The organism is Cryobacterium sp. M15 (genome assembly GCF_002929675.1).
In the GTDB taxonomy this organism is placed as follows: domain Bacteria; phylum Actinomycetota; class Actinomycetes; order Actinomycetales; family Microbacteriaceae; genus Cryobacterium; species Cryobacterium lyxosi.
This window is the reverse complement of the sequence record NZ_PJJW01000041.1, coordinates 425,518-440,398: the sequence shown is the minus strand read 5'-3', so window position 1 is coordinate 440,398 and position 14,881 is coordinate 425,518. Positions and strand designations below refer to the sequence as shown.

Annotated in this window: 17 protein-coding genes; 16 read left to right on the top strand and 1 reads right to left on the bottom strand. The window is 63.6% G+C overall.

Annotation, left to right across the window (positions count from 1 at the left end):
* Positions 1 to 131: 131 nt before the first annotated feature.
* The 3 genes from secY (at position 132) to map (ending at position 3,001) form a co-directional block, all read left to right on the top strand.
* The gene (secY, locus tag CXY83_RS16980; RefSeq protein WP_104198459.1) at positions 132 to 1,454 is read left to right on the top strand and encodes a preprotein translocase subunit SecY; all 1,323 of its coding nucleotides are present in this window, start codon (positions 132 to 134) and stop codon (positions 1,452 to 1,454) included.
* Complete coding sequence (locus CXY83_RS16975; protein ID WP_104198458.1) at positions 1,451 to 2,047, top strand: adenylate kinase; 597 nt, start codon at positions 1,451 to 1,453, stop codon at positions 2,045 to 2,047. The genes secY and CXY83_RS16975 overlap by 4 nt, the downstream gene beginning before the upstream one ends.
* Positions 2,048 to 2,170: 123 nt before the next feature.
* Positions 2,171 to 3,001 carry a type I methionyl aminopeptidase gene (gene map, locus CXY83_RS16970; protein ID WP_233201032.1) on the top strand — a complete coding sequence of 277 codons (831 nt, stop codon included), beginning with the start codon at positions 2,171 to 2,173 and terminating at the stop codon, positions 2,999 to 3,001.
* 3 nt (positions 3,002 to 3,004) lie between these two features.
* On the opposite strand, the gene CXY83_RS16965 is transcribed toward map, so the two are convergent.
* Complete coding sequence (locus CXY83_RS16965; protein ID WP_104198457.1) at positions 3,005 to 4,918, bottom strand: transcription antiterminator; 1,914 nt, start codon at positions 4,916 to 4,918, stop codon at positions 3,005 to 3,007.
* Positions 4,919 to 5,089: 171 nt separating this feature from the next.
* On the opposite strand from CXY83_RS16965, the gene CXY83_RS16960 reads away from it, so the two are divergent.
* The 13 genes from CXY83_RS16960 to CXY83_RS16900 all read left to right on the top strand — a co-directional run bounded on the left by CXY83_RS16960 (position 5,090) and on the right by CXY83_RS16900 (position 14,874).
* Entirely contained in the window at positions 5,090 to 5,401 is a 312-nt protein-coding gene (locus CXY83_RS16960; RefSeq protein WP_104198456.1) for a PTS sugar transporter subunit IIB, read from the top strand.
* Between the two features lie 53 nt (positions 5,402 to 5,454).
* Positions 5,455 to 5,721 (top strand): HPr family phosphocarrier protein, encoded by a 267-nt coding sequence (locus CXY83_RS16955; protein ID WP_104198455.1) that lies wholly within the window; start codon positions 5,455 to 5,457, stop codon positions 5,719 to 5,721.
* Positions 5,722 to 5,730: 9 nt separating this feature from the next.
* Positions 5,731 to 7,440, top strand: a complete 1,710-nt coding sequence (gene ptsP, locus CXY83_RS16950) for a phosphoenolpyruvate--protein phosphotransferase (RefSeq protein ID WP_104198454.1) — start codon at positions 5,731 to 5,733, stop codon at positions 7,438 to 7,440.
* 1 nt (position 7,441) lies between these two features.
* Positions 7,442 to 8,932, top strand: coding sequence for a PTS mannitol transporter subunit IICB (locus CXY83_RS16945; protein WP_104198453.1), 1,491 nt, complete (start codon positions 7,442 to 7,444; stop codon positions 8,930 to 8,932).
* Positions 8,929 to 9,366, top strand: coding sequence for a PTS sugar transporter subunit IIA (locus CXY83_RS16940; protein WP_104198452.1), 438 nt, complete (start codon positions 8,929 to 8,931; stop codon positions 9,364 to 9,366). Before CXY83_RS16945 ends, CXY83_RS16940 begins: the two co-directional genes overlap by 4 nt.
* Positions 9,363 to 10,511, top strand: coding sequence for a mannitol-1-phosphate 5-dehydrogenase (locus CXY83_RS16935; protein WP_104198451.1), 1,149 nt, complete (start codon positions 9,363 to 9,365; stop codon positions 10,509 to 10,511). Before CXY83_RS16940 ends, CXY83_RS16935 begins: the two co-directional genes overlap by 4 nt.
* A gap of 125 nt (positions 10,512 to 10,636) precedes the next feature.
* Entirely contained in the window at positions 10,637 to 10,858 is a 222-nt protein-coding gene (infA, locus tag CXY83_RS16930; RefSeq protein WP_035834638.1) for a translation initiation factor IF-1, read from the top strand.
* Between the two features lie 67 nt (positions 10,859 to 10,925).
* Complete coding sequence (gene rpmJ / locus CXY83_RS16925) at positions 10,926 to 11,039, top strand: 50S ribosomal protein L36 (RefSeq protein ID WP_035834639.1); 114 nt, start codon at positions 10,926 to 10,928, stop codon at positions 11,037 to 11,039.
* Positions 11,040 to 11,194: 155 nt separating this feature from the next.
* Complete coding sequence (rpsM, locus tag CXY83_RS16920; RefSeq protein ID WP_092449488.1) at positions 11,195 to 11,569, top strand: 30S ribosomal protein S13; 375 nt, start codon at positions 11,195 to 11,197, stop codon at positions 11,567 to 11,569.
* A gap of 46 nt (positions 11,570 to 11,615) precedes the next feature.
* Entirely contained in the window at positions 11,616 to 12,014 is a 399-nt protein-coding gene (gene rpsK / locus CXY83_RS16915) for a 30S ribosomal protein S11 (RefSeq protein ID WP_035834641.1), read from the top strand.
* Between the two features lie 129 nt (positions 12,015 to 12,143).
* Positions 12,144 to 13,133, top strand: a complete 990-nt coding sequence (locus CXY83_RS16910) for a DNA-directed RNA polymerase subunit alpha (RefSeq protein ID WP_092107272.1) — start codon at positions 12,144 to 12,146, stop codon at positions 13,131 to 13,133.
* A gap of 50 nt (positions 13,134 to 13,183) precedes the next feature.
* Positions 13,184 to 13,744 carry a 50S ribosomal protein L17 gene (gene rplQ / locus CXY83_RS16905; protein ID WP_104198450.1) on the top strand — a complete coding sequence of 187 codons (561 nt, stop codon included), beginning with the start codon at positions 13,184 to 13,186 and terminating at the stop codon, positions 13,742 to 13,744.
* An 86-nt stretch (positions 13,745 to 13,830) separates the two neighbouring features.
* On the top strand, positions 13,831 to 14,874 hold the full coding sequence (locus tag CXY83_RS16900; protein ID WP_104198449.1) for a GNAT family N-acetyltransferase: 1,044 nt from the start codon (positions 13,831 to 13,833) through the stop codon (positions 14,872 to 14,874).
* The last annotated feature ends 7 nt before the right edge of the window (positions 14,875 to 14,881 follow it).

Here is a 14,881-nt window from a genome sequence, read left to right as displayed (position 1 = left end):
TTAGTCGAGCTTGTCGAATCCGTCAATCGAGTCAATCGTTTGGTGTGATTCGACAAGCTCGATCGTTTTAAGTCGAGTGCCGCTCTATATCGATCTGCATTGTCGATCTGCGTAAAAATCTGGAGGCCTTCTTGTTCAGCGCCATTGCGCGGATTTTCCGCACACCCGACCTTCGTAAGAAGATCGGCTTCACCCTGGGCATCATTGCTCTGTTCCGTTTGGGCTCGTTCGTTCCGACCCCATTCGTGGACTTCGCCAACGTGCAGTTGTGTCTCGCTGCCAACCAGGGCACGAGCGGTCTCTACGAGCTCGTCAACCTCTTCAGCGGTGGCGCACTGCTCCAGTTGAGTGTCTTCGCACTCGGAATCATGCCGTACATCACGGCCTCGATCATCGTGCAGTTGCTGCGCGTGGTCATCCCCCACTTTGACACCCTGTACAAAGAAGGTGCATCGGGCCAGAGCACCTTGACCCAGTACACCCGTTACTTGACCATCGCCCTGGGCATTCTGCAGTCGACCACCTTGATCACCGTGGCCCGCAGCGGCGCCCTGTTCGGCACATCCGCCAGCACCGAATGCACGCAACTGATCACCAACGACGCCTGGTATGCCATCATGCTCATGGTCATCACAATGACCGCCGGCACCGGCGTCATCATGTGGATGGGTGAGCTCGTCACCGAGCGCGGCGTTGGTAACGGCATGTCGCTCATGATTTTCATCTCGATCGCGGCATTGTTTCCCGGCTCGCTGAGCGCCATCGGCAACCAGCAGGGACCAAATACCCTCATCATTGTGCTGATCGTGGGCATTCTGGTGGTCGCCGGCGTCGTCTTCGTGGAGCAATCGCAACGAAGAATTCCCGTGCAGTACGCCAAACGCATGGTCGGGCGTCGCACCTACGGCGGCAACAACACCTACATTCCGATCAAGGTCAACATGGCCGGCGTGATTCCAGTGATCTTCGCCTCCTCGCTGCTGTACCTGCCGGCCCTGCTCGCGCAGTTCAACCAACCGGCAGCAGGCGCTGAAGCCCCGGCCTGGGTGGTGTGGATCTCGCAGAACCTCACCGGTGGTGACCAGCCGCTGTACATGGCAATGTATTTCTTGCTCATCATCGGCTTCACCTACTTCTATGTCGCCATCACGTTCAACCCCGAAGAAGTCGCCGACAACATGAAGAAGTACGGCGGGTTCATTCCCGGAATTCGGGCTGGCCGCCCGACCGCCGAGTACCTCGACTTCGTGCTGACGCGCATCACTCTTCCCGGCTCGATCTACCTGGGCCTGATCGCCCTGATTCCGCTGATCGCATTCTCGGTTGTCGGCGCCGACCAGAACTTCCCGTTCGGCGGCGCGAGCATTTTGATTATCGTCGGCGTAGGGCTCGAGACGGTCAAGCAGATCGACTCGCAACTACAGCAGCGACACTATGAGGGGCTTCTTAAATGACGCGTTTACTGTTGATCGGCCCACCCGGCGCGGGCAAGGGTACGCAGGCCGAGCGCCTGGCACTGGCCTGCGAAGTTCCCGCCATCTCCACCGGCGACATCTTTCGCTATAACGTGACCAACAAAACCGAGCTCGGGCTCGAGGTCAAGTCGTTCATCGATGCTGGTGCCTACGTGCCAGATACCCTCACCAACGCGATCGTTGCAGACCGACTGAAAGAAGCGGATGCTGCCGGCGGTTTTCTCCTCGACGGTTATCCGCGTACGACCGATCAGGTCGCTGAACTCGACCGTCTGCTCATTGCTGAGGGCACCCAGTTGGATGTCGTCGTGCTGATCACGGCCGACACCGACGAAGTTGTCGCGCGGCTGCTCAAGCGTGCTGTCGAGCAAGGCCGCGCGGACGACACGGCCGACGTCATCCGTCACCGTCTTGACGTCTACGCCGAACAGACCGCTCCGTTGATCGACGTGTACAGCGCCCGCGGCCTTGTGGTCACCATCGACGGCCTTGGCGCCGTGGAAGAGGTCACCGAACGCATTCTTGCTGCGCTGACCGAACGAGGCCTGTGCGCCAGCGCCGCCACGACCTGAACTAGGTTTTTTGAGCCGGTTTAGTCGTTTCGGGCCGGGCCTCACGGCCCGGCCCATCATCATGTGAACAGCCAGTTACATAAAATATCGCTCCCGTCTTCGGAGCTAGTTTGTAGGAAATCAGTGAGTCTTCGTCGTTCCATCTACAAGAATCCAGCGCAACTGCGCCTCATGCTCGCGCCCGGTCTGGCCACCGCGGCATCGCTCCGCGCTGCCCGCGCTGCCCTGGTCGTCGGCGCTACCACTCTCGACATCGACGCTGCGGCCGAGGCCGCGATCGTGGCGCTGGGCGGCAAGCCCAATTTCAAGCTCGAAGAGGGCTACCACCACACCGTGTGTGCGTCGGTGAACGATGACGTGGTGCACGGCATCCCGTCCGCACGCCGACTCGGCGCCGGCGACATCGTCTCGATCGACAGCGGCGCCATCATCGAGGGCTGGAACGGCGACGCTGCGTTCACCGTCGTGCTTCCCGATCCATCACGGCCCGAAGTCGTGGCCGAACGCCAGAAGCTGTCCGACGTGACCGAGCAGTCGCTCTGGCACGGTATTGCCCGACTGCACACCGCCCGGCACCTGAACGAGGTGGGTGATGCCATCGAAGACTATGTGGAATCGCAGGGCACCTACGGGATCCTCACCGACTACGTCGGTCACGGCATCGGCCGTTCCATGCACGAGGCCCCGCCGGTGTTCAACTACCGCGTGCGCCAGAAGGGCCCCGACGTGAAGCCGGGCCTGGTCGTCGCCATCGAGCCGATGGTCGTGCTCGGTTCGATCGATACCTACACCCGCGAAGACGACTGGACCGTCGCCACGAGCGACGGCTTGGCCGCCGCGCACTGGGAACACAGCATCGCCGTACACAAGGACGGCATCTGGGTACTGACCGCTGAAGACGGCGGAGCCGCCGGTCTCGCCCCGTTCGGCATCGTTCCCGTTCCGATCCTCTAGAGTCTATTGGTCGATGAGGTGCACGAGCTCGTCGATGAACGACGGGAAGTCCACCGAGCGCTTGATGAGACGCTGCACATCGGCGCGCTCGGTGAAGACCTCGACGAACTGGTCGAAGACGGACTGGAACGACGCCCGCCCGGCAGCGCTGAAGGCGATCAGGGCCACGACGTTGACACGGCTGTCGCCCCAGGGCATGGGGGAGTCGTTGACGGCAATGGCAATGGACGTCTGCTGCGCGGTCATGGCCATGGCATGGGGAACGGCGAGGTGGTCGGTGAATGCGGTCGACGACATGCGCTCGCGCTCGATAGCACCGTCGACGTAGCTGAGGTCGATGAGTCCGCGCGCGACCATGCGGCCGCCAAGCTCACGGATCATCGCCTCCTCGTCGGGGGCGGTGAAGTTACGCAGGTAAAGGGACTCGTCGAAAAACTGCAACAGGTCATTCTTGATGTGCGAGCGCCGACGAACCCGGCGCACACGGATGGCCGCCTCACGGATTCGATGCACGTCGCGTTCCGTGAGGAACGGCTGGATGACGATCACGCCGTCGGCCGGAACAGGCGGCTCGATTGTGGTGAGCACGAGGTCGGCGCGAAGGTCTGCCCACGGCACGTCACTGCGCGTGATCTGGTCAACGATGGTCAAGTCATCACCGAGAACCCGTTCGATGCGCTGACGTAACTGCACGTGCATCGTGTAGTAGTTGGGGCAGACGATCACGCAGGAGACGAGTTGCTCGGATTGCGAATGCTGTTCCAGGTATGACCCGACGTGCATCGCGATGTAGGCGATCTCGTCATCGTTGATGTGGATCTGCTCCTGACGCTGCAGTTCGCTCGCGATGAACACAGCGAGTTCGTAGATCATCGGATAAGCGGTCTTGATCGACCGGGTGAGCGGGTTCCGTGAGTAATCCCGCACCTGGGCGCGGTCGATGAGGTTGCGCACGTGCAGCGTGAGTCGGGTGATGAAATCCTCGTCGGCCAGGTCGACAAGGTATTCCTCGCTGGCCTGGGCCACGATGCGTCGCACAACCTCGAGGTCCCCGGCACAGGCAACGGTTGCGCTGATCGCGTCGGTGGCCTCGTCATGTCCGGGCGTCACCACCCGGGTCTGGAGAAGGAGCACGAGATAGGCGAGGTCGGTGACATCCAGCACGACGCCGAAATGAGTGTCGATGAGACTGGCCAACGCGACCGTGAGGTGTGCGCCGACGGCTGGTGCCTCGTCGGCCCGGGCGGCGGCGCGCTTGCTCACCCTGTCCACGGCGATGGCCACGTGCAGCAGAACATTGTTGGTGCCGTACTCATTCACGAAATAACCCTGGGCGTCGAGCATGGCGATCAGGTCGGTCTTGAACGCACCGAGGCTGTCGGACGCGAATTCCTTCTGGATCGCCGCGAGTTCGAGAAAACCGCGGGCGAACTCCTCACGGAACATCCGGCTGATCAGGCGGCGCCGGTCGGTTTCGGATCCGAGAAGGGTCACCCTGCTGCCGTGGCGAGCCAGGGAGAGTCCCGTGCCTGGCAGCAGTGCGCGCACTCGGGACAGATCGGCCTCGACGGTGGAGTCACTGACGAAAGTGTCGGCCGCGAGCTCATAGACATCAAGGCCTTCTGCCGAGTCGATGACGCGACGAACCAGCTGGTACAGACGGCGCTGCGGCGTGTCGTTCTCTGGGTGCCGCCCCGGCGGTACTGCACGGAACGCCGTGTAGGCCTCATGGTTGACGCGGTAGCCGGCCGGCCCCGACTCGATCACCTCGAGCGGATCCGCCGCCGTCTTCACGCTCGTGACGTAGCTGCGTACTGTGCGCGCAGTCACGCCGAGGTGTTCGCCCAGTTCACCCGCTGTGACCCAGTCCGGGGAGCGGAAGAGATAGTCGAGCATCCTCGATTGCTTATCGCTCATTGTGCCTTGTTCTGTGCCGTGTTCTGTGTCGTGCGCGGTCCCATCACGTTGATCTTATCCGCCCAACCCGAGCTTTTCCGGGGGTGCGGAAATGCGTCTGGTGGCCCCCGGACGAGGTGCCCGGCAGACTTTACTGAGCGTGTTGTGCGTCGACGACGAAAGGGTGAATCGATGAGGATTCATATTGTGTGTGGCGCCGGTGCGTCCAGCACGTTCGTGGCGCTGCGGCTGCGCACGAGCGCGGCGGCCCGGGGCATTGCGGCTCAGGTGACCGCCGGAAGCGAATCAGATCTGGCGAGCATGCTGCCGGTCATCGATGTGCTTCTCGTGGGTCCGCATCTGGAAGCGCTGTTCGCCCGGATCCAGCAGCAGGCCGCAGCGGCCGGCGTACAGGCCAGCCTGATGTCCACGACGGTCTTCACCGCCCGCGATGGCGAAGAGGCCCTCGACCTGGTCCTCGTGATGGCCGGCACCCGTTCATGACTCGGGGAAACCCACCCGTGCTGCACAACTCAGACGCAACGAAAGGCACCGCAATGCTCGAACGAACGGTTCTCATCGGATCCACCCACGGATTGCACGCCCGCCCGGCGAAACTTTTCAGCCAGGCCGCTGCGGCCGCGGGTATTCCCGTCACGCTCACCAAGACCGGCGGCAAGACCGTGAACGCCGCGAGCATCCTCGGCGTCATCTCCCTCGGCATCGGCCACGGCGACGAGGTCACCCTTGCGGCCGATGGTGACACGGCCGAGACTCTCCTCGACGAGCTGGCCCGGCTGCTGCTCATCGACCACGACGCTTAGGGGATCAGCATGGAACTGCAGGGAATCGGAATCGGCCAGGGTGTCGTTGTGGGCCGCGTCGTGCGCATGCCCGACCCGCTGCCCGACCCCGTCGCCGCGCCCAGCGCGCTGACCCCGGCGGAAGAGGGCGACCGGGTCGCCGCAGCGCTCGGCGCCGTTGCCGCCGACCTCCTCGCCCGCGCAGCGCGGGCCGGCGGAGTGGCCGGCGAGGTACTCGGCGCCCAGTCCATGATGGCCGAAGACCCGAGCCTCGTTGACGACGTCACGCTGCGGCTCGCCGCCGGGGCGACTGCCGAGCGAGCGGTCTTCGAAGCCTTCGCGGCCTTTCGCGACATGCTGACCGGGCTCGGCGGCTACCTGGCCGAGCGAGCGGGCGACCTCGACGACGTCTCCCAGCGAGTCGTCGCGCATCTCCTCGGAGTCTCAGCGCCCGGGGTACCCGACCGGGGACATCCGTTCATTCTTGTGGCTCGCGACCTGGCTCCGGCCGATACCGCCACCCTCGACCTGAGCCAGGTGCTCGGTCTCATCACCCTCGACGGGGGTCCCACCTCGCACACCGCGATTTTGGCCCGCGAGAAGTCCATCGTGGCTATCGTGCGCGCGATCGGTGCGGCGGGCCTCACCGATGGCGACGAGGTCATTCTCGACGCCGCGAACAACCTGGTGATCACCTCGCCCAGTGCCGAGCAGCTCTTTGAGGCGCACGCACGTGTGGCTGCTCGGGCTGCCCGCGCGCTCGCGCCGCTGTCACCGGGCCGCCTCGCAGACGGCACCCCCATTCCGCTGCTGTCGAACCTCGGGTCGGCCGACGGAGCGGCTTCGGCCGTCGCCCTCGGCGCGGAAGGCGTTGGCCTGTTCCGCACCGAATTCCTATTCCTCGACGCCGTCACCGCGCCGACCGTGGCCGAACAGCGCACCGAATACGAGCGGATGCTGCGCGCCTTCCCCGGCAAGAAGGTCGTCGTGCGGGCGTTGGATGCCGGGGCGGACAAGCCGCTGGCCTTCCTCAACGACGCCCGCGAAGAAAACCCGGCCCTCGGCCTGCGGGGGCTGCGCGCGCTGCGCGCATCCGAACAGATCCTGCGCGACCAACTGGAAGCGCTCGCCCAGGCGGACGCCGCCACCGACGCTGACCTGTGGGTGATGGCTCCGATGGTCGCCACCGTCGAGGAGACCCGCTACTTCGTGGCACTCGCGCGCGAGCTCGGACTCAGGACCGCCGGGGTGATGATCGAGATCCCCGCTGCCGCCCTTCTCGCCGATCGTATTCTGCAGCATGCCGACTTCGCCTCGATCGGCACGAACGACCTCACCCAGTACACGCTCGCGGCCGACCGTCTACTCGGCTCCGTGGCCGCTTTTCAAGACCCCTGGAACCCTGCTGTATTGCGCCTGGTGGCCGAGGTCGGTGCCGCCGGTGCCGCGCTCGGCAAGCCCGTCGGCGTGTGCGGTGAGGCCGCCGCGGATCCGCTGCTCGCCGTGGTGCTCGTCGGCCTGGGCGCAACGAGCCTCTCGATGTCAGCCTCGGCCCTCGCCGACGTGCGAGCGGTCCTGGCGGACTTCACCAGTGCGCAGGCCCGGCTGTTGGCCGAGCTTGCCCTCGCAGCCGAGGACGCGGCATCCGCCCGCGAAGTGGTCACGATCCAGGCTGCCAAATTTCTTGATTCATCTTCTCGTGTGAACCCTCCCCTACAGCACACCCTAGAAAGGTACTGAAATGACGACGACGTCAGCCGACACCAAGCGAACGGGCACTCGAGTGCACGTGCAGCGCTTTGGCACATTCCTCAGCGGAATGGTCATGCCCAACATTCCCGCCTTCATCGCGTGGGGACTGATCACCGCGCTGTTCATCCCCACCGGATGGACCCCGAACGAGACGTTCGCAACCCTCGTCGACCCGATGATCATCTACATGCTGCCGCTGCTGATCGCCAACACGGGTGGCCGCATGATCTATGACACCCGCGGTGGCGTGATCGCCACGATCGCCACGATGGGTGTGATTGTCGGCAGCAGCATACCGATGTTCATCGGAGCCATGATCGTCGGTCCGCTCGCCGCTTACCTCCTCAAGAAGGTCGACAGCATCTGGGAGGGCAAGATCAAGGCCGGCTTCGAGATGCTGGTGAACAACTTCACGGCGGGAATCCTCGGTGCCATCCTCGCCCTCGGCGCGTTCGTCGGCATCGCCCCGCTCGTGACCGGGCTGAGCAAACTGCTCGAAACCGGTGTCGACTTTCTGATCGCCAACGGATTGCTGCCCCTCGCGAGCATCCTGATCGAACCGGGCAAGGTACTCTTCCTCAATAACGCCATCAACCATGGCGTGCTCACCCCGCTCGGCGTGCAGCAGGTATCCGACACCGGCAAATCGATCCTGTTCCTGCTCGAGGCCAACCCCGGCCCCGGACTGGGAATCCTGCTCGCGTTCACAATCTTCGGAACCGGCATCGCCCGGGCCAGCGCGCCCGGCGCGATCATCATCCAGTTCCTCGGCGGCATCCACGAGATCTACTTCCCCTACGTGCTCATGAAGCCGATTCTCATCCTGGCCGCCATTGGCGGCGGTATGACCGGTGTGGCTATCAACGTGGCATTCGCCACCGGTCTGCGCGCTCCCGCCTCGCCCGGCAGCATCTTCGCCGTGCTTTTCCAGACGTCGCCGGACAGCTACATCGGTGTCATCCTGTCGGTCATCGGTGCGGCAGCGGTCTCCTTCCTGATCGCCGCCGTCATCCTGCGCGCCAGTCGTCGCCGTGACCTCGCTGATGGTGCCGGTCTCGACCTGACCGCCGCCGTGGCGAAGACCGAGGCCAACAAGGGCAAATCCAGTTCGGTGCTCGGTAGCCTCGTCGGCTCCACCGAAACGGATGCCGCAGACGGCGGCAACGCCCCCACTCGCGACTTCCGCAACATCGTGTTCGCGTGCGACGCCGGAATGGGCTCGAGTGCGATGGGCGCCTCCGTGCTGCGCAACAAGATCAAGAAGGCCGGCATCGTGGGAATCACGGTGACCAACCAGGCCATCGCCAACCTCGACGGCAGCGCCGACCTCGTGATCACGCACCAGGACCTGACCGACCGTGCGCGGGCCAAGTCACCGGGCTCCGTGCATGTCTCGGTCGACAACTTCATGAACAGCCCGAAGTACGACGAAGTCGTGGGCATGCTCGAGCACCAGACCAACGAAGGAGTCATCTCATGAGCCAGATCCTCGAACCCCGTAACCTGATTGCCCGCGGTACGGCCCGTACGCGCGACGAGGCGATTCGCGAGGCCGGCGGCCTTCTCGTGGCGTCCGGCGCTGTGACCGACGACTACGTGGCGTCCATGTTCGAGCGCGAAGCATCCGTTTCGACGTACATGGGCAACTTCCTCGCCATCCCGCACGGCACGAACGACGCGAAGGAGTCCATCCTGCGCTCCGCCCTGTCGCTCGTGCGCTATGCCGAACCGATCGATTGGAACGGCCAGCCGGTGCGCTTCGCCGTGGGCATCGCGGGGCTCAACAACGAGCACCTCGAGATCCTCTCCAAGATCGCCATCGTGTTCTCCGACGAAGACGAGGTGGCCAAACTCATCGACGCCGGCTCGGCCGAAGAAATTTACGCCCTTCTCGAGGAGGTCAACGCAGAATGAAGGCTATTCACTTCGGCGCGGGCAACATCGGACGCGGCTTTGTCGGACTCTTGCTGCACGAAGCCGGGTACGAGGTGGTCTTCGCCGACGTGAATTCGACCCTCATCGACGCGCTGCACGCCGCACCCAGCTATGAGGTGCACGAGAAGGGGGAGGGGGCCCGCCAGCACACGGTGACGGGGTTTCGCGCCATCAACAGCGCCACCGACAGCGACGCGCTGATCGACGAGATCGCCACGGCCGACATCGTGACGACGGCCGTCGGACCGAACATCCTCAAGTTCGTTGCCCCGCTCATCGCGGCGGGGCTGGCTCGCCGGGCAGTGTCGCTGCCGCCGCTGGCCGTGATGGCGTGCGAGAACGCCATCAACGCCACCGACCTTCTCGCCGAGCACGTGCACAGCCACGTGACCGGTGCCGACTGGCCGGCCGTCTCGGCACGCGCCGCCTTCGCGAATACGGCCGTGGACCGCATCGTGCCCAACCAGGCGGCGGATGCCGGCCTGACGGTGACGGTGGAGGCCTTCTACGAATGGGTCATCGAACGCGGCGCATTCGGCGACGCGGTTCCGGTCATTCCGGGAGCCACGTTCGTGGATAACCTTTTGCCCTATATCGAACGCAAGCTTTTCACGGTGAACACCGGGCACGCCACCATCGCCTACCTCGGCAGCCGGGCCGGCGTCAGTACGATCGCAGAGGCGCTGGACGTGCCGGCTGTCGTGCTCGCCGCCCGCGCCGTGCTCGAAGAGACGTCGGCGTTGCTCGTCGCCAAACACGGGCTCGACGAAGCCGCCCAGCGCGCCTACCGTGAGAAGATCCTCGTTCGGTTCAGCAACCCGGCCCTGCTCGACACCGTCGAACGAGTGGGCCGCCAGCCGCTGCGCAAGCTCAGCCGCAACGAACGGTTCATCGGCCCGGCCGCGGAATTGATCGAATCGGGCATCATGCCCGAGGCGCTTGTGGGCGCCATCGGTGCGGTGCTGCGCTTTGACGTTGCGGCCGACGAGCAGAGCGTCGAGCTGCAGCGGATGCTCAAGACCGAAAGCGCGGAGCAGGTGGTTCTGCAGGTCTGCGGGCTCGATGCGGCGCATCCACTCTTCGCGTCTGTCGTGCGTGAAGTACGACGCGCGCAGGGATTATAGGACTGAATTGCCAAAAGGCAATCTCATACCATAAGATTGACCCTTGGTGTCTGGTATAGCCCTTTCGGGCGTGTCCGGCATCAATCCCGCATGACCAGCAATCAATACAGAGCGACAGTGAGGGTATGGCCAAAAAAGACGGTGTCATCGAAATCGAGGGCGCAGTAGTCGAAGCTCTGCCCAACGCGATGTTTCGCGTTGAGCTGTCAAACGGCCACCGAGTTCTTGCCCACATCTCGGGCAAGATGCGTCAGCACTACATCCGCATCCTCCCGGAGGACCGCGTGATCGTTGAGTTGAGTCCTTACGATCTGACCCGTGGCCGGATCGTCTACCGCTACAAGTAACGGCTGCTGTAAGTAACGGCCCGCGGCATCCCGAGGGTACGAAGACAGCGAAAAACAAGGAATCACCATGAAGGTCAAGCCCAGCGTCAAAAAGATCTGTGACAAGTGCAAGGTCATCCGCCGTAACGGCAACGTGATGGTCATCTGCGAGAACCCGCGTCACAAGCAGCGCCAGGGTTAAATCCGTCGCGACTTGTCGCTTCGAGATCTACCTGAGTACACGCACTAAATAAGCACATCTAGATAGCAGTTCCGGGAGCCCTTCGGGGTGACACCATCGGCTGGAGGCCGGTGTACAGGGGCTGTTACAGACCTCCATCACTAACAGGAGACACAATGGCACGTCTAGCCGGCGTCGACATCCCGCGCGATAAGCGCGTGGAAGTTGCATTGACTTACATTTACGGTGTTGGCCGTACGAGGGCCCTCAAGACCCTCGCCGACACTGGAATCGACGGAAACATCCGCGTCAAGGATTTGAGCGACGACCAGCTCGTCCTTCTCCGCGACTACGTCGAGGGTACCTTCAAGGTTGAGGGTGACCTCCGCCGTGAGGTTGCCGCTGACATCCGCCGCAAGGTTGAAATTGGCAGCTACGAGGGCATTCGCCACCGCAAGGGCCTGCCCGTTCGCGGTCAGCGCACCAAGACCAACGCTCGCACCCGCAAGGGCCCGAAGCGCACCGTAGCCGGCAAGAAGAAGGCGCGCTAGGCCCTCGGTCTAGCCCGCTAACGCCTTTAGGATTCAGGAGAAATTCATGGCACAACCCAAGTCGGCCGTACGGAAGCCGCGTAAGAAAGAAAAGAAGAACATTGCTGTGGGCCAGGCCCACATCAAGAGCACTTTCAACAACACGATCGTGTCGATCACCGACACGACCGGAGCCGTCATCAGCTGGGCCTCGTCCGGCCAGGTTGGCTTCAAGGGTTCGCGCAAGTCGACCCCTTTCGCTGCCCAGCTTGCGGCCGAATCCGCCGCCCGCCAGGCGCAGGAACACGGCATGAAGAAGGTTGACGTCTTCGTCAAGGGACCCGGTTCGGGCCGCGAGACCGCGATCCGTTCGCTTCAGGCCGCTGGCCTCGAGGTCGGTTCGATCAACGACGTCACGCCCCAGGCTCACAACGGATGCCGTCCGCCGAAGCGCCGCCGCGTCTAAAGCACACGCTGTCATCTCGACGGGCTCGGTACTTGTTACCGAGCCCCGTCGAGACTCTTTTCTTTCACTTTTCACTCTCTCGTCATTGCAAGTGTCATATAGCGGACACTTAGCCGAAAGGAATCAACAGTGCTTATTGCACAGCGTCCAACGCTCACCGAAGAGAACATCTCGGAGTTCCGTTCACGGTTCATCATTGAGCCGCTCGAACCCGGCTTCGGCTATACCCTCGGCAACTCGCTTCGCCGTACCCTGCTCTCCTCGATCCCGGGCGCTGCTGTAACCAGCATCCGTATCGATGGCGTGCTGCACGAGTTCAGCACCGTTCCCGGTGTGAAGGAAGATGTCACTGAGATCATCCTGAACATCAAGGGCCTCGTCGTTTCGAGCGAGCATGACGAGCCCATCACCGCGTACCTGCGCAAGCAGGGTGCCGGCCAGGTTACCGCCGCTGACATTTCGGCTCCGGCCGGCGTCGAGGTGCACAACCCGGAACTGGTGATCGCAACCCTCAACGACAAGGCGAAGTTCGAACTCGAACTGACCATTGAGCGTGGCCGTGGTTACGTCTCCAGCACCCAGAACCGCAACGAGTTCTCCGAAGCCGGCCAGATTCCCGTCGACTCGATCTACTCGCCAGTGCTCAAGGTGACTTACCGGGTCGAGGCGACTCGTGCCGGTGAGCGCACCGACTTCGATCGCCTCGTCGTTGACGTGGAGACCAAGTCGGCTATTTCGCCGCGCGACGCCATCGCATCCTCCGGCCGCACCCTGACCGAACTGTTCGGTCTGGCCCGCGAGCTCAACACCGCTGCCGAGGGCATCGAGATCGGCCCCGCGCCGGTTGACGCTGTGCTCTCGACCGAGCTTTCGATTCCGATCGAAGACCTCGACCTGTCGGTGCGTTCGTACAACTGCCTGAAGCGCGAAGGCATCAACAACGTCAGTGAACTGGTCGCCCTGTCGGAGACCCAGCTGATGAACATCCGCAACTTCGGGCAGAAGTCGGTTGACGAAGTGAAGGACAAGCTCGTTGAGCTCGGCCTGTCCCTGAAGGATTCGGTTCCCGGATTCGACGGCGCACACTTCTACAGCGGCTACGAAGAAGAGACCATTTAAGGCTCGCGCTTCAACGCTGCCTTTCGATTTTTTGATACTGGAGATTACCAATGCCTAAGCCCACAAAGGGCCCCCGTCTCGGTGGCGGCCCGGCGCACGAGCGCCTCATGCTTGCGAACCTGGCCGCGGCCCTGTTCACCCACAAGTCGATCAAGACGACCGAGACCCGGGCCAAGCGCCTGCGTCCGCTCGCCGAGCGCATGGTGCAGTTCGCCAAGCGCGGCGACCTGCACGCGCGTCGTCGCGTCCTCGCGACGATCACCGACAAGACCGTCGTGCACGAGCTGTTCACGGTCATCGCCCCGCAGGTCAACGAGCGTCAGGGCGGCTACACCCGCATCACGAAGCTCGGTTTCCGCAAGGGTGACAACGCTTCGATGGTGCAGATGGAGCTCGTTCTCGAGCCCCTGACCCCCAAGGTCAAGCGTTCCAAGACCGCGACCGTTGCTGCGACCCCCGTCGGAAGCGACAACGTCGCTACCGACGACGTTGTAGCCGACGACGTTGTCGTCGACGAGACCGTCGTAGCTGACGACGTTGTAGCTGAAGACGTTGTTGCCGAAGACGCAGCAGCCGATGACGCCGTTGCCGATGAGGCCGACAAGAAGTAGCACCACCACCAAGGGAGGGCCAACAGCTGTTGGCCCTCCCTTTTTGTGTATCCGTCCGTCTCGGCTGCCGAAGATAGGGTTGAGAAATGGATCAACGCGAGACTCCGCTGGGTGAGCGCATCGGTATCGTTCCGGCGCCGGTGCTTCCGGTGCACCGGGACGTCCCGACCTGGCGCGCAGCGACCAGCGACGACATCGACGGTATCTGGCAGCTGCGCCGCGCCATGGGCGAAGTCGACCACCCCAACTACCTCACGGCGCGCGGCGCGATCGCCGCAGACTTCGGTTACTCTCATTTTCACCCGGAGCTCGACTCGCTGGTCGGCGTCGACCAGGCTGGCCGCATCGTCGCGGTCGGCATGGTCATGTTCCCGCCTCGTCAGGTGACTCTGGTGCGGTCGATGCCGATCGGCGGGGTGCACCCGTCACTGCGCGGCCGCGGCATCGGCCGCCAACTCCTGGCCTGGCAGCTGGGCCGGGCCAAGCAGCAGCTCGCGTCGTCGACCCAGGCGCTGCCCGGTTGGATCCTCACCTATGCCGACGAACGCTCACCGCAGAACGCGGCCTTGTTCGAGCGGGGTGGCCTGACCCTCGAGCGCTACTTTCTCACTCTCGAGCGACCACTGGATGCCCCGGTGCGCGTCGTCGACGCGGCCGACGGCATCCGCATCGCCGTCTATGCCCCCGCTGCCGCGACCGAAGTGCACGCCGCCCGCGACGACGCGTTCATGGATCACTGGGGCAGCCAGCCGATGAGTGACGAGAACTGGAACGCCTTCGTCGGCGGACAGTGGTTTCGCCCCGACCTCTCGTTTGTGGCCTACGGCACCGATTCGACCGGAACCGAACGGGTTGTCGGCTTCGTCCTGTCGACCGCGAACGAGAACGTCTGGGCCACCCAGGGTTTCACCGGCAGCTACATCGACCTGGTCGGTGTTGTGAGCGGATGGCGCGGCCGCCACATCGCGCAATCGTTGCTGGCTGCCCAACTCGCGGCCGGGCAGGCTCTCGGGCATGAGCGGGTGACGCTCGCGGTCGATTCGGCCAGCCCCACCGGCGCCCTCGGCCTCTACACCGGCATGGGTTTTGTGCCCACGCATCGCAAGCTGGCCTACACGCTCGAGTTCTAAGGCTGGC

Coding starts and splice junctions, on each gene's coding strand:
- CXY83_RS16945 (WP_104198453.1), top strand. CDS start 7,442: ATGACGACGACGTCAGCCGACACCAAGCGAACGGGCACTCGAGTGCAC.
- CXY83_RS16955 (WP_104198455.1), top strand. CDS start 5,455: ATGCTCGAACGAACGGTTCTCATCGGATCCACCCACGGATTGCACGCC.
- ptsP (WP_104198454.1), top strand. CDS start 5,731: ATGGAACTGCAGGGAATCGGAATCGGCCAGGGTGTCGTTGTGGGCCGC.
- rplQ (WP_104198450.1), top strand. CDS start 13,184: ATGCCTAAGCCCACAAAGGGCCCCCGTCTCGGTGGCGGCCCGGCGCAC.
- rpsM (WP_092449488.1), top strand. CDS start 11,195: ATGGCACGTCTAGCCGGCGTCGACATCCCGCGCGATAAGCGCGTGGAA.
- CXY83_RS16940 (WP_104198452.1), top strand. CDS start 8,929: ATGAGCCAGATCCTCGAACCCCGTAACCTGATTGCCCGCGGTACGGCC.
- rpmJ (WP_035834639.1), top strand. CDS start 10,926: ATGAAGGTCAAGCCCAGCGTCAAAAAGATCTGTGACAAGTGCAAGGTC.
- CXY83_RS16935 (WP_104198451.1), top strand. CDS start 9,363: ATGAAGGCTATTCACTTCGGCGCGGGCAACATCGGACGCGGCTTTGTC.
- CXY83_RS16975 (WP_104198458.1), top strand. CDS start 1,451: ATGACGCGTTTACTGTTGATCGGCCCACCCGGCGCGGGCAAGGGTACG.
- CXY83_RS16900 (WP_104198449.1), top strand. CDS start 13,831: ATGGATCAACGCGAGACTCCGCTGGGTGAGCGCATCGGTATCGTTCCG.
- CXY83_RS16965 (WP_104198457.1), bottom strand. CDS start 4,918: ATGAGCGATAAGCAATCGAGGATGCTCGACTATCTCTTCCGCTCCCCG.
- rpsK (WP_035834641.1), top strand. CDS start 11,616: ATGGCACAACCCAAGTCGGCCGTACGGAAGCCGCGTAAGAAAGAAAAG.
- infA (WP_035834638.1), top strand. CDS start 10,637: ATGGCCAAAAAAGACGGTGTCATCGAAATCGAGGGCGCAGTAGTCGAA.
- CXY83_RS16960 (WP_104198456.1), top strand. CDS start 5,090: ATGAGGATTCATATTGTGTGTGGCGCCGGTGCGTCCAGCACGTTCGTG.